This is a genomic window from Streptomyces sp. NPDC001985, assembly GCF_040296845.1.
Taxonomy (GTDB): Bacteria; Actinomycetota; Actinomycetes; order Streptomycetales; family Streptomycetaceae; genus Streptomyces.
In genome coordinates, this window is sequence record NZ_JBEOYB010000032.1 from 23,986 (window position 1) to 37,938 (window position 13,953).

The 13,953-nt window shown below is 74.4% G+C and carries 9 protein-coding genes; 4 read left to right on the forward strand and 5 right to left on the reverse strand.

The genetic code is table 11. The features are described from left to right. Nucleotides 1-4: 4 nt before the first annotated feature. Nucleotides 5-94: a K(+)-transporting ATPase subunit F gene (gene kdpF / locus ABT122_RS16475; protein ID WP_037701211.1), complete on the reverse strand. Its 90-nt coding sequence runs from the start codon at nucleotides 92-94 to the stop codon at nucleotides 5-7. 403 nt (nucleotides 95-497) lie between these two features. Here kdpF and ABT122_RS16480 point away from each other — a divergent pair, with 403 nt between their 5' ends. Further along, nucleotides 498-2,474 (forward strand): amino acid transporter, encoded by a 1,977-nt coding sequence (locus ABT122_RS16480; RefSeq protein WP_351551649.1) that lies wholly within the window; start codon nucleotides 498-500, stop codon nucleotides 2,472-2,474. A gap of 25 nt (nucleotides 2,475-2,499) precedes the next feature. Here the strand turns inward: ABT122_RS16480 and ABT122_RS16485 are convergent, their stop codons facing one another. Beyond that, nucleotides 2,500-3,009 carry a DUF1203 domain-containing protein gene (locus tag ABT122_RS16485; RefSeq protein ID WP_351551652.1) on the reverse strand — a complete coding sequence of 170 codons (510 nt, stop codon included), beginning with the start codon at nucleotides 3,007-3,009 and terminating at the stop codon, nucleotides 2,500-2,502. Between the two features lie 142 nt (nucleotides 3,010-3,151). Between ABT122_RS16485 and ABT122_RS16490 the strand changes: the two genes are divergently transcribed. The 3 genes from ABT122_RS16490 to ABT122_RS16500 all read left to right on the forward strand — a co-directional run bounded on the left by ABT122_RS16490 (nucleotide 3,152) and on the right by ABT122_RS16500 (nucleotide 5,767). Beyond that, a complete protein-coding gene (locus ABT122_RS16490; protein WP_351551655.1) occupies nucleotides 3,152-4,381 on the forward strand; it encodes a GNAT family N-acetyltransferase in 1,230 nt (409 codons plus the stop codon). A gap of 112 nt (nucleotides 4,382-4,493) precedes the next feature. Next, a complete protein-coding gene (locus ABT122_RS16495) occupies nucleotides 4,494-5,351 on the forward strand; it encodes a hyaluronoglucosaminidase (protein WP_351551658.1) in 858 nt (285 codons plus the stop codon). A 245-nt stretch (nucleotides 5,352-5,596) separates the two neighbouring features. Then, the gene (locus ABT122_RS16500) at nucleotides 5,597-5,767 is read left to right on the forward strand and encodes a hypothetical protein (protein WP_351551661.1); all 171 of its coding nucleotides are present in this window, start codon (nucleotides 5,597-5,599) and stop codon (nucleotides 5,765-5,767) included. A gap of 89 nt (nucleotides 5,768-5,856) precedes the next feature. Here the strand turns inward: ABT122_RS16500 and ABT122_RS16505 are convergent, their stop codons facing one another. From ABT122_RS16505 to ABT122_RS16515, 3 genes are all read right to left on the reverse strand, one after another. Continuing rightward, complete coding sequence (locus ABT122_RS16505; RefSeq protein ID WP_351551664.1) at nucleotides 5,857-8,634, reverse strand: hypothetical protein; 2,778 nt, start codon at nucleotides 8,632-8,634, stop codon at nucleotides 5,857-5,859. A 372-nt stretch (nucleotides 8,635-9,006) separates the two neighbouring features. Next, nucleotides 9,007-10,455: an MFS transporter gene (locus ABT122_RS16510; RefSeq protein ID WP_351551667.1), complete on the reverse strand. Its 1,449-nt coding sequence runs from the start codon at nucleotides 10,453-10,455 to the stop codon at nucleotides 9,007-9,009. Nucleotides 10,456-10,915: 460 nt separating this feature from the next. After that, complete coding sequence (locus ABT122_RS16515; RefSeq protein WP_351551670.1) at nucleotides 10,916-13,825, reverse strand: AfsR/SARP family transcriptional regulator; 2,910 nt, start codon at nucleotides 13,823-13,825, stop codon at nucleotides 10,916-10,918. Nucleotides 13,826-13,953 lie beyond the last annotated feature (128 nt).

Genomic DNA, 13,953 nt, shown 5'->3' on the forward strand with positions numbered 1-13,953 from the left:
CGGGCTAGAACCTCTCCGGGTACAGAAGGGCGAGGACGAGATAGCCCAGCAGGGCGACGGCCACGATCAGACCGACGATGTTCTCGGCAGTCACAGCTTTGCCACCCCCTTGGCGATGAGAGCCACCAGCGCGAAGACCGCGATCGTGGTGACGACGAAGGCCACATCGGCCATCGTGAGCTCCTGTAGGACTCGGGTTCGGACCGTCGGACACGGAGCGGGCGGACGAATCCGCCGGATGCCGGTCTGCTCGGACAATCTGACTGTCCGAGGAAACCGCGCCCCGGCCGCGGTCCGGCTCCCGTTGATACGTCCCATACGTGGCCGTCGTCGCTCTTGACGGTTCCTGTACGGCCGCCCGGGGCGGGGGGCCGCCGTGACGGGCCGCCGGGCGCGAGGGGCGCGCCCCGCACCGGGCTGCCGAGCGCGGCCCGGCGGGCGACGATGGGAGCGCGGACGCCCGGACCATCCGGCCGATGAACAGGGAGTGTGCGCCCATGACCGGCACTCAGGCCGAGACCGGGCCCCGCCGCGGGGGCGCGGAGGCGGGCCGGCGCTGCCGTGCGTGGCTGCTCGACGGCCTCAGCGAGACCACCGCCCGCCACCCCGGTCCGCACGGCACCCCGCCCCCCGAGCACCGGGGACACCGCTGGTGGCGGGTCATGTGCCTCACCGGTGTGGACTATTTCTCCACCCTCGGCTACCAGCCCGGTATCGCGGCGCTCGCCGCCGGTCTGCTCTCCCCGCTCGCGACCCTCGTCCTGCTGGCCCTCACCCTGCTGGGCGCGCTCCCGGTCTACCGCCGGGTCGCCCGCGAGTCACCGCACGGCGAGGGCTCGATCGCCATGCTGGAGCGGCTGCTGCCCTGGTGGTCGGGGAAGATCCTGGTGCTGGTCCTGCTCGGGTTCGCGGCGACCGACTTCATCATCACCATCACCCTTTCGGCCGCCGACGCCTCGGCGCATGTGGTGGAGAACCCGTACGCGCCCTCCTGGCTGCACGGCGAGAGTCTGTGGATCACCCTCGGTCTGATCGGGCTGCTCGGCGCGGTCTTCCTCAAGGGCTTCCGCGAGGCGATCGGCGTGGCCGTGGTCCTGGTCGCGGTCTATCTGTCGCTGAACGTGGTGGTGCTGGCCTCCGCCGCCCGGGAGGTGGCGAGCGCGCCGGTGGTGGTCCCCGACTGGTGGGACGCGATGACCGCCGAGCACTCCTCCCCCTGGGTGATGATCGGGGTGGCGCTGCTGGTCTTCCCCAAGCTGGCGCTCGGCATGTCCGGGTTCGAGACCGGGGTGGCGGTGATGCCGCAGATCAAGGGCGACGCCACCGATACGTACGAGCGTCCGGCGGGCCGTATCCGCGACACCCGCAGGCTGCTGACCACCGCGGCACTGATCATGAGCTGTTTTCTGCTGCTCTCCAGCCTGGCCACGACCCTGCTCATCCCCCAGAAGGACTTCGAGGCGGGCGGGCCGGCGAACGGCCGGGCGCTCGCCTATCTGGCGCACCGCAATCTGGGGGAGCAGTTCGGCACCGTCTACGACATCGCCACCATCTGCATCCTCTGGTTCGCGGGCGCGTCCGCGCTGGCCGGGCTGCTCAATCTCGTACCGAGGTTTCTGCCCCGCTACGGCATGGCACCCGAATGGACGCGGGCGGTCCGGCCGCTGGTGCTGGTGTTCGTGGCGATCGCGGCCGGCATCACCGTCTACTTCGACGCGAACGTGGACAAGCAGAGCGGGGCGTACGCCACCGGGGTGCTGGTCCTGATGCTGTCGGCGGCCTTCGCCTCGGCGGTGGCCACCCGCCGCCGGGGCCACCCCAGGGCCGCCGCCGGCTTCGCCGTGATCACCGCGGTCTTCCTCTACACCACGGTCGCCAATGTGATCGAACGGCCCGACGGCATCAAGATCGCGGCGCTCTTCATCCTCACCATCCTGCTGACCTCCTTCGCCTCCCGGGTCCACCGCGCGTTCGAACTGCGGGCCGCGGAGGTCGTCTTCGACCCGACGGCGGCGCGGTTCCTGGACGAGGCGGCGGCGTCCGGGCCGCCGCGGATCATCGCCAACGAGCCCCGGGAGCACAGCGCGGAGGCGTACCGGGACAGGGAGCACGGCCAGCGCCGCGACACCCCCATTCCCAGACGCCGGCCGGTGCTCTTCCTGGAGGTCTTCGTCCGGGACTCCTCGGACTTCTCGGCGGATCTGACCGTGCGCGGGGACGAGCGGTACGGGGTGCGCAGGCTCCGGGTGGAGGGCTCGACGGTCCCCAACACGATCGCCGCGGTCCTGCTGGGCATCCGGGACCGGACCGGGACCGTGCCGCACGCGTACTTCACCTGGACGGAGGGCCCGCCCTTCGGGCGTCTGCTGAGCTTTCTGGTCTTCGGCGAGGGCGAGACCGCTCCGGTGACCCGCGAGGTGCTCCGCCGGGCGGAGCCGGACCCGGAGCGGCGGCCGAGAGTCCACGTGGGGTGAGCGGCCGGCCCGGCGCCGCCGCTGGTCAGGGTCTGCGCACCTCGCACAGGAAGCAGCCGTGCTCCACCGCCCGTATCTGCACCAGCGCCACCCGGGGGTCGCCGAAGGCCGTGTCCAGCGCCCGGTCCAGGACCTCCCGCGCCCCGGCGGGGTGCTCCGGCAGCCGCACCAGCGCCCCGCCGGTGATCCGGCCGTCGGCGCTGTAGCGGCGGAGCACACGGGAGGCCCCGGTCTCGGCGAACGGATACCCCGGCGCGGGGTCCGGGCCCTCGCAGGGGTCGGCGTGGATGAAGACCGGCCCCACCTCGTCGTAGGCCCCCGGGTCGGCGCCGGTCCGTGCCGCCCACCGGCGCAGCGGAGCGTACGACACCAGCGAGATCCACTCCCCGGCGCGGGCGCGGCGCAGACAGCACCGCAGGGGCGCCCCGCCGCGGTCGTCGGCGCGGGGGCGGCGGGCTCCCGCGTCGTCGCACGCGCGGAGTTCGCCGAGCACACGGGGAGGGATGGCCAGGGGATGATGTGTCGCTGTCGTCATGCGCTCAGGCTGGGTGACCGGGACCGCGGGCGCCGGCGGGAATCGGACGACGACCTGGGGCACGGCCTCGCCGAGCCCCACCCCGGGGCCGCGCGGCGGAAATTCGGTCGCGCGGGGCAGCACGCCTTGATAGGCATGGCCCATGACCACTGAGCTGCGGGTTCTGCGCGCGTCCGAATGGGACCGCTGGTACGAGGGATTGGAACTGGCCTTCGGCGGCGTGGCCCAGTCACCGGAGAAGCGCGAGCTGATCCGCGGTCTCACCGATCCCGGCCGCGCGATCGCCGCCTGGGACGGCGACCTGTGCGTCGGCAGCGCCGCGTCGTTCCGCTTCGAGGTGACCGTGCCCGGCGGAGGGCTCGCCCCCATGGCGGGAGTCTCCATGGTGCATGTGGCCGCCACCCACCGGCGGCGCGGTGTGCTGACCGCGATGATGCGCCGCCAGCTGGACGACTTCCGCGCCTGGGGCGAGCCGCTCGCCATCCTCGGCGCCTCCGAGCCCGCGATCTACGGGCGGTTCGGCTACGGCGCGGCGACCCGTCTGCTCCGGGCCGACATCGACACGGCCCGGGTGCGGCTCGCCGTACCCGAGGGCACGGACTCCGTCCGTATCCGCACGGCCCCGCCGAAGGACGCGCTCGCCCGCTGCGAGGCGGTCTACGCCGAGCTGGTCCCCACCCGCCCCGGCATGATCGCCCGGCTGCCCGGCTGGGACCGGCTCGGCGTGCTCGACGCCCCCGAGAACCGGCAGGGCACCTCGCACCTCCAGTGCGCGCTCGCCGAGCGCGACGGGCGGACCACCGGTTACGTCCTCTTCCGCATCCGCCCCTCCTGGGAGCACGCGGGCCCCAACGGCACCATCGAGGTGCAGGATCTGTACGCGCTCGACCCGGCGTCCGGCGCCGCGCTGCTGCGCTACCTCTTCGGCATCGATCTGACCTCGACCGTCACCATGGAGAACCGGCCGCTGGACGACGCCTGGCAGCATCTCGTCTCCGACATCCGCCGCTGCGGCATCCGGCTGCGCGACGAGGGCTATGTACGGCTGGTGGAGGTGGGGGCGGCGCTGGAGGCGCGGGCCTACCGGGTGCCGGTGGATGTCGTCCTGGAGGTGTCGGACTCCTTCTGCCCCTGGAACGAGGGCCGGTGGCGGCTCTCCGGCGACACCAAGGGCGCGTCCTGCGCGCGGACCTCCGACGCGGCGGACCTCGCGCTGGACGCGCGGAGCCTGGGCGCGGCCTATCTGGGCGATCTCACACTCACGGAGCTGGCGGCGGCGGGGCGGGTGCGGGAGCTGCGCGCGGGGGCGCTGGCGGAGGCGTCCGTCGCCTTCGGGAGCGACAGCGCGCCCTGGGTGCCGCACGACATCTGACCCGCGCCCGGGCGTCCGTCCGGTTTCCCGTACAACCGGACGGGCCCCGTGGAGGTCCTTTCCGTGGGCACACCCCTGATGTGTGCACGGAATAATGGACAAAGGGGAATTTATGACCGTGAATCGCAGGAACCTCATGGGGGGCCTCACCGCGGGCGCGCTGACCGTGGTGGCCTCGGGAGCCGCGGCGCCGGCCGCCTCGGCCGCGCCCGGGAACGCGGCGAACGGGGCGAACGGGGCGAACGGGGCGGGGAACGCCCCGGCCGCCACCCCGGGGACCGTGCGGGCCGAGACCTTCGTCACGGACTCCACCGTCAACTCGGCCTCCTTCAAGACGACCTCGACGACGGCGCACACCGCGACCATCCACCAGGCCGGGAAGTCCGGCGGCGGAGTGGCGCTGAACATCATCTCGGACAACCCCGACAACTCCGCCGTCTATCTGACCGGCCATGAGAGAAACGGGCGCGGGACCCTGAAGATCTCCCACATGGGCTACGCGGACGGCGGTGACGCGGACGTCGCCGCCGTCTCGATCGACCTGCGGACGGCCGGCACCGCGGCCCAGGGCATCTATGTGACCGCGACCAATGGCCCCACCAGCGGCAATCTGATCTGTCTCCGCAACAACGGGCGCGACGACTTCGTCGTGAAGGGCAGCGGACGGGTCGGCATCGGCATGGGTGTGGGCAACAACCCCTGGTCGCAGCTCCACATCATCCAGCAGGCGGGGGTGGGGTCCGCGCTGATGGTCGAGGGGGTGGTGCGCGTCGTCGACGTGGCGACCGCGCCGACCGCGGTCGACTCGCGCGGCGGTGGCGCGCTCTACGCACAGGACGGCGTCCTGTGGTGGCGGAGTTCGGACGGCAAGCCGCCCACACGCATCGCGCCGCCCGCGCCGCCCACCACGCCCGCGCCGACCGCCACACCTTCGCCGACCGGCCCGACACCGGCCGCGCCTCCCGTCTGAGCCGGCCCGCATCGAACAGAGCCGGACCTGGGTCGTCTCTTTCGGATCGTGCCGGGGCTCGCGAGCCCTGGCACCGCGCCCCGCCGCGCTCTCGTCCGTCGCCGACGCTCCGCGTGGGCTCCCTCCCCCGCCCCGCGATCCACGGCACCGGACCCCGCTCACCGATCCGGCACGACCCGACCCGACCCGACCCGAAAGAAACTCCCCAACCCGTCCGAACCGCCGTCGTACCACCGGAGAAGACCATGCAGTTGACCACGGAAGAACTGGTGACCGAGTTCCATGACGCGGTCATGGAACTCCACTTCGCCCGCAAGCGCGTCGCGGCCCTGGAGGCCGAGAACACCGCGCTGAGGGCGCGACTGGCCGAGCCGGAGCAGCCGGACGCCGGTACACCGCTCGGCCCCCGTCCCTGAGACGGCCCCGCGCGGCCTCCGCACACCGATGGCACCGTTCCCCGGCGAGGGGAGCGGTGCCATCGGCCGTGCGGGGCGCGGGCCCGGTGTCAGCGCCGGGGCGCGTCCCGGACCTTCCCGGTGAGCACGGGGCCCTCCACGAAGCCGGCGTCACCCTGGTGGGTCGACACCCGTGTCCGCAGGGACTCCTCCGGCTCGGTCAGTGTGTCGGCGGCCGTGGGCACGGACACCTCGGTGCCCGTCCCGTCCCCGGGGATCGTGGCCCAGAGGGGGAAGCCGGCCCCGGACAGCGGCAGCTCCGGGTCCGGGGTCCCGCCCCGTTCGGCGAGCCACTCCGGGTCGACGTCCTTCGTGGACAGCTCAGCGCCCCCGCTCACCGGCAGAAAGGTGATCAGCGTGTCGAAGGCGGTGTCGGCGGGGTGGGAGAGCCCCAGCTTCCAGGTGAGCCGGCCGCCCTCGGCGACCGAGTCGGCGACCGGCGTCGCGGTGACCGTGGGCACGGGGTCGTCGTTCCTGACGAGCACTCCCCCGGCGGCGGCGCCGACCGCCGCGCCGCGCACGGGCTTGGCCGCGACCTCGTGGTCGAGGTCGTGGCTGTAGCGGGAGTTGCCCTCCACCGTGACCGGCACGTCCACGGAGCGGCCGGCCTCCACCCTCACCTCACGGACCGTGGACGCGTGGGTCCTCGGGTCGCGGACGGCGAGCCTGATCACCCCGGTGCCCCGACCGGTGGTCCGGACGGGCACCCGGTAGGTGCGGGTCCCCGAGTCGCCCTCCTCGACGGTCGTCCGGCCGATGTCGACGCGCGGAAGCGCCGCGGCGCCCGCCGCCGGGGTGCCGGGGCGCCAGCCCCAGGCGTCCATCAGCCAGAACGTGCCGGGGCCGCCGCGCGGGGTCAGCTCCAGCGACCGCGTCCGCCGGAGATCCAGACCGGCGGCGACGGCGGCCTTCAGCGGGACGCGCACCTCACGCGCCCAGTGCGCGGCCGTCATCCGGGAGCCCGGAAGGCCGTCGACGGTGACCCGGCCGAGCCCCGCCCGCCTGCCGGAGGTGTCGGTGAGGGCGATGTCGAGCCGGGTGTCCCGGGTGTTCGGCGGCACGACCACCCGCAGGGCGAGCGTGTCGGAGCCCGCCAGCGAGAAGGCCCGCCCCGGGGTGAGCCGGACCGGGGTGCCCGGCGCGGTCCAGCGGGCCGTGACCGCGTTGCGGCCGGGCTCGTTGTCGGGGGCGGCGCCCCAGGCCGCGAAGTGGGGCGACCGGCCGGAGTGGAAGTCCGGCGCGCAGGCCCGGGCGGCGTCGGCCGTGATCTGCCGGCACACGCGCCCGTTCGTCACCGCGAGCGGGGCGTCGGGCAGGATCGCCGGGGTGCGGTGGCCGCCGACGGCGTGGGTGAGGACCCGGGCGGGCCCGGCCGACGGCGCGCGCCGGCCGGAGCCGTCGAGGAGCGGGCGGACCCGGTCGTCCCCCGCGAGGAAGAGCCGTGCGGCGGCGGCGATGTAGGTGGTGCCCGCCGTCCGCTGCTGCGCGGCGCTCAGCCGGGTCGCGGCACCCGGTGAGCAGACCGGGTCCGGATCGCTCGCGTCGTGCGGGAAGTCGTCGGAGGCCGGGGCCTCGGCCAGGCCGGGCGTCCACTCCGTGTTGAAGAAGTTGTGGTTGGCGCCGACCATGTACACCGCGCTGTGCAGCGCCCTGCCCCGGCCGGCGCCCCGGGTGGCGTCGAGGTGGAGCTGGCCCTGGAGGTCGCTCACATCGCCGTCGCAGCCCGGCAGGATGGTCAGGGAGGGCACGTCGGGGGCGGGGTTCTGGCCGAAGAGGGTGGGGCCGATCAGGACGGTGCCGCGGATGCGCCACCGTACCGGCCCGCGGTGGCCGTTCTCGGCGGGCGGCGGCGGGGAGACGCTGTCGAGGGCCGCCCGGTTGACGCCCTCGCCGCCCCGGGAGTGGCCGACCAGGAGCACCTTCGACAGGTCGGCGGGGGCCATCGACCGCACGGCGCGTGGAGCCTTCGCGGGGTCGGCTCCCCACTCCGCCCAGAGGGCGAGGTGCCGGCGCACCAGGGACGAACGGGCCTGGGCCCCGGCGTCCGCCACGCCGAAGTCCTGCGCGTTGACACTGTTCGCGGAGATCGAGACCGTCACATGGCCCTGGGAGGCGAGGCGCTTCTGGTCGTGCAGATGGCCTCGGTGGCTCGGGACGGACTTGTGGCCCGGCCGGCACGGCCACTCCAGCGTCGGCATGTCCCGGCCGGGTTCGTAGCAGGTGGCGGTGCGGCCGTGGAGGAAGAGCGCCAGCGGTCGCTTCCCCGGGGCGTCCGTCGGGCCGACGACCGAGGCGCGCATCTCCACGGGCTCCGCGTAGCCCGGCAGCCGCACCGCCTTCAGGGTGTACTCCCCACTGGTGGTGCGGTACTTCCCGGGGACACCGGGATCGACCGCGTTGACGGGGAGCCGCTCACCGGGCGCGGCCGGGACCGGTGCGCGCCGCTGGCCGGGGGGCCCGGCCGGCCCCCCGGCGTCCAGCCGGCGCGCGCCGGCGACCACCTGGAGTCCGCTCACCGGTCCGGTCCCCGCCCCGCCGAGGCGGAGCCGGAAGGTGCGGTGGTCGGGAGAGGGCTCCGGGACGCCGAGGGTCCGCTGCCCCGAGCGGAACTCGACCCGGGCACCGCCCGTGCCCACCGGGTCGGGCGAGCTCCAGACCAGCTCCCCGCCCGCGAGGCGCCACCCCTCCGGCAGCCGCTCCCCGGAGGCGCCCGGCGGCGCGCCGGGTATGGACGCGCCGGGCGGCTGCGCGTGCGCCGGCCCCGGCGCACCCGCCGCCAGTGCCACGACCGCCAGTGCGGCCGTCAGCGCGCGTGAGACCAGTCCCACGATGGTGTCTCCTCGTCCTTGATGGTGCGTCAGCGCCGCCGGAGCCCCGGGAGCGCCCCCCGCACCGGGGAGACCGTGACGTCCCGTCATCGGTTCACCGGGGCCGGGAATCTGACGGGAGGCGCACGGGAATCACACAGGAATCGAACAACAAGAGGGATGGGGTGGGCCCCCGCGGTCGTGTCTCCGTCCGTGGAGATCGGTGCCGGGCCGTCGGCTGGGGGCGTCGGCGCTGGTCGTCGGCTCGGGTCGTCGGCCGGGGCGGCCGCCGTCCCGTCGAACCCGCTCGCCGCTGTGCCGGCCGCTCCCGGAAACCCGTCCGCGCCGCACGCGCCGCCCCGCCGGGCGACACGTGCGGCGCCGCACCCGGGCTCAGGCCGCGCCCGCCTCGGCGGGCCGCTCCTCTCTCTGCGGGGAACCCTGCGCGGGGGCGGCGCGCAGGGTGAGCAGGGACGCGAGCGCGCCGGCGGCGGCGAGGGCCGCCGCGCCGAGGAAGGCGGCGGAGAACCCGTTGGTGAGCGCTTCGGGGTCGCCCGGCTCACGGGCGCCGTACGCCGCGGACACGGCCGTCATCGCGGCGAGCCCGAGAGCGGAGCCGACCTGGTAGCTGGTGTTGACGATGCCGGAGGCCAGGCCGCCCTCCTCGGGACGCGCGCTGGACAGGGCGGTGCCGAGGGAGGGGATGAACGCCAGCGACATACCGGCCGCCGCCAGCAGCGAGGCGGGCAGGACGTCGACCCAGAAGGTGCCGTCCGCCCGGGCGAAGGAGAGCCACAGCATGCCTGCCGCGAGGGCGAGCAGACCGGTGACGATCAGTGGCTTGGTCCCGAAGCGGGCGATCAGACGGGGCGCCAGGACGATCATCATGATCATGATGGCGACGGTCATGGGCAGCAGGGCGGCGCCGGAGGCGAAGGCGCCCAGTCCCAGGACCTGCTGGAGGTAGAGGTTGAGGAAGAACCACATCGGAATCCACGCGGCGGCCATCAGCAGCTGCGCGATGTTCGCTCCGGCCAGACCGGGCGCCCGCCAGATGCCCAGCCGCATCAGCGGCTCGCGCCGCTTGGACTGGATGGCGATGAAGGCGGCGATCAGGGCCGCACCGGCCAGCAGCACGAGCCAGGTCCGGGCCGAGCCCCAGCCGGTCTCGGGGGCGCGGACAATGGCGTAGACGGCGGTGGCCAGTCCCAGCGTGACGGTGGCCGCTCCCGCGAGATCGACGGAGCCGCGGCGGACGGGGGCCGAGGGCATGACAGCGGGCGTGAGTGCCAGCACCACCAGGGCGATCGGGATGTTGATGTAGAACACCCAGGGCCAGCTGGCGTACTCGGTGATGACACCGCCGAGGAAGACACCGGCGGTACCGCCCGCCGGGGCAGCGGCGCCGTACAGGGCCAGCGCCTTGGTCAGCTCCTGGGGACGGGCGCCGAAGAGCGTCATCAGCAGGGTCAGCGCGGCCGGGGCGATCAACGCGGCGCCGACACCCTGGAGGGCGCGGCCGGCCAGCTCGACCCAGACCTCGGACGCGAGGCCGGCGACCAGAGATCCCGCGGCCATCACGGTCCAGCCGGCGACGAAGATCCGCTTGGCGCCGAACAGATCGGACAGCCGTCCGCCGAGCAGCAGCAGCCCGCCGAAGGCGATGACGTAGGCGTTGAACACCCAGGACAGGCCCTCAGGAGAGAAGCCGAGGTCAACCTGCATCTTGGGCAGGGCCACACCAATGATGGAGGTGTCCATGATGACCGTGAACTGGGCCAGGGCTATGAGCACGAGCGCCGTCCAACGGCGCGGACTGGGAGGGGCGATGGGGGTTGACATGACGGTCTCCTATACCGGAGGGGGGTATATCTCCTCGGGTCAGCAATATACCCCCCTCGGGTACCCGGGGCCGCTCCGGTACCCGAATCGCCGAGACTCCCCCACCCCGGGGGGGCCGGGCGGGCGGGCCGCCGCACCGCGCGGAGCGAGGAGAGCCGGGTGCGGCGGACGGGGCGGCGCGGCCCCGCGGGAGCACGTACGGCACAGGCACCGCGCCGAGAAACGGGCCACCGGTGGCCCCCGGGGCGGGTGCGGTGCCGGGGCACGGGCAACCGGCCGAGCCCGGACAGCAGGCCCCAGAGGCACGGCGGACCGGGCGGCGCGGCCCCGCAGAGGCACGCACGGCACAGGCACCGCGCCGAGAAACGGGCCACCGGTGGGCCCCCGGGGCGGGTGCGATGCCGGGGCACGCGCAACCGGCCGAGCCCGGACAGCGGAACCCAGAGGCACGGCGGGTCGATCAGCGGGTGAGGCCCCGGTTCGCGGCACCGCCGGCGGGACGCGGGTCGGTGAGCGGACGGTCCGCCGTTCGGATGTGGTGGTGCATCATGGCCGCGTCGGCGTCCAGCCCTCGGTCGGTGTAAATCGTCGCGGCCTCCTGCCAGCAGGCGATGGCCTCGCTCACCAGCCCGAGGTGGTTCAGCGACGCGGCGAGGACGGCGAGAGGCCAGGCGAGTGTCTCGTCCTGGCTGCCGAGGGACGCGCGGCCGAGCGCGATCGCGCGCCGGCAGTGAGTGATCGCCGTGTCGTGGTCGCCGATTCCCTGCCGACCCCTGGCGATGGCCGAGAGCGCGCACGCCTCGCCGTCGGTGTCACCGAGCCGGTGGCGCAGCCACGCGCTGCGGGTGCCGTGGTCGATGGCCTGCCGATGGTTGCCGAGATCGGCGTGGAGTTGGGCGATATTGCCCTCCGCCACCGCTTCCCACCGCCCGGTGTCGAAGCCCCGGCTGAGCACGCACACCTCCTCGAAGTGGTGCAGCGCCTCGGCGAACCGGGTCTGCCGGCGGAGCAGTTGGCCGAGTTCGGTGCGGGCGGCGATCTGGATGTGGAGGTTGCCCGCGTCCCGGGCGAGCGCGCAGGCACGGGTGAGGTCCGGCTCCGCGTCGGGGCGCCGCAGATGCGCCAGTGCTTCCCCGCGGGCGAGCAGCACATTGGCCTCGTGCTCGGTCCGGCCGGACCGCCGCGCCGCCCGCAGGCCCGCGGTGGCGGTCTCGACGCGCTCCTCCCAGCCACCCATGAGCACGAGGAAGCCCAGGGCGTCGACGAGGTGCAGGGCGTACCGGTCCATGGTGCGGTCGACGGCGTGGTGCAGGACGGCGACCAGATTGGCCCGTTCGGCGGTGAACCATGCCCAGGCGTGGTCGCGGTCGGCCACGGGATGGGGGTGGGCGGGCTCGTCGGGGTGCGCCACCAGGCGCGTGCAGGTGGGGTAGAGCAGTCGGTCGGCGGTGTGCGCGGTGTGGCTGTACCAGGTGAGTACGGCGTCGAGGGCGTGGCGTCGCTCGTCCTCGGTGTCGTGTGCGCGGGCCAGCTCGTCCGAGTAGGCCCGCAGCAGGTCGTGGAAGCGGTAGCGGTCGTGCGCGGACGGCTCGATGAGATGCGCGTCGGCCAGCGCGCCGAGCAGCCGGCGTGTCTCGCGGAGCGGCAGCCGCGCGAGGGCCGCCGCCGCGGATGCCGAGATGTCCGGACCCGGGTGCAGGCCGAGGCGCCGGAACAGATGTGCCTGTGGCGCGGTCAGCTGTTCGTAGGACCAGTCGAGTACGTTGCGGACCGCGGCGTAGGGGTCCTGGCCCCAGCTCAGCGCGTCGAGCCGGGCCGTGTCGTCGTCGAGTTCGGTGACGATGTCGGCGACGGAGACGTGTGCGTGCGCGGCAGCGCGCCCGGCGGCGATCCGCAGCGCCAGCGGCAGCCGTGCGCAGAGCCGGATGAGGTGCTCCACCGCGCCCGGCTCCGCCCGGGCCCGGGCGGGTCCGATGATGCCGACGACCAGGCTCAGGGCCTCGGCCGGGGAGAGCACGTCGAGGGTGAGCCGGTGCGCGGCCTCGGTGACCACCAGACCGGTCAGGCTGTCGCGACTGGTCACCACGACCATGCATCCGGGGACTCCCGGCAGCAGCGGTCTGACCTGCTCGGCGCTGTTGGCGTTGTCCAGCAGGACCAGTATGCGGCGCCCCGCCGCCAGCGTACGGAACAGTCCCGAGCGGGCGCCGGTCCCGGCGGGCACCGCCGCCGGGTGCACGCCGAGCGCGACGAGGAAGTCGTCCAGCACCTCGTCGGGGCTCGCGGGCCTGCCGGGGCCGTAGCCGCGCAGGTTGGTGTGGAGCGTGCCGTCCGGGAACCGGTCCTGGACGCGGTGTGCCCAGTGCACGGCGAGCGTCGTCTTGCCCACTCCCCCCGACCCGTCGAGCGCGGAGATCACCACGGCCTGCCCGCCGGCGGCCGGCAACAGGGCGTCGAGCGCGGCCAGGTGGTCGGCGCGGCCGGTGAAGTCGCGGATCGTCTGCGGGAGCTGGCGGGGCACGGGGGACACGGCGGTCCAGGGCTGCCTCGGGGCGGGCAGCGCGCCGAGGGCCCGGGCGGGGCCGTCGGCGCGGGAGGGCTCGTCCCGGTGGGGGCGGCCGGCGCGGCGCGGGCGGGGCTCTCCGCGCAGGATCTGCTCGTGCAGCCGCCGCACATCGGCTCCGGGGCCGACTCCGAGTTCCTCGTCGAGGCGGGTTCTGAGGCGGTGGAAGACGTGCAGCGCGTCCGCGCGGCGGCCGCAGCGGTCGAGGGCCGCCATCAGCTGCGCGTGCAGCCCTTCACGCAGCGGGTGCTCGTGGGCGAGATCCGCGAGATCGTCGGCGACCTCGTGGTGCTCGCCGAGTTCCAGCCGCCATCCGCCGCACAGCTCCAGCGCGCTGAGCCGCTGTTCGTCCAGGCGCGCGGCGGATCTGGTGAGCACCGGGGTGCCCAGCCCGTCGAGCGCGGGCCCGCGCCAGAGGGCCAGGGCCGGCCGGATCGCCCGTACGGCCCGGTCCAGCCTGCCCTCGGCGGCGTGGCGGCGGCTGTCGGCGACCCCGGCGGCGAACCGCAGCGAGTCGAGCCGCTCCGCGCCGACACGGATCCGGTAGCCGGGCTCCTCGGTGAGGATCAGCCGCTGGTCGGTGTCGCCCAGCCGCTCCCGCAGCGCCGAGACGGAGTTCCGCAGTTGCTTGCCGGCCGTGGCGGGGGGCTCGTCGTCCCAGGTCATCTCGGAGAGCCGGGACAGCGGGACCACCGAGTTCGGCGCCAGCAACAGCGCGGCCAGCACCCGCTGACGGCGCGCTCCGGGCAGAGGGACCCGCTCACGGCCGCTGTGGACCTCAAGCCGGCCGAGGACGCGAAAGTCCATCCCCCCACCCCCGCCTCTCACCCAAAGTAATCGGATCAGAGCATAGCGTTGGCGGTGATGCCCGCCCAACGGCCGTGGTGACGCGGCGATGACGCCATGGGGACGGCGCGGGAGACGCTGATCGCCGT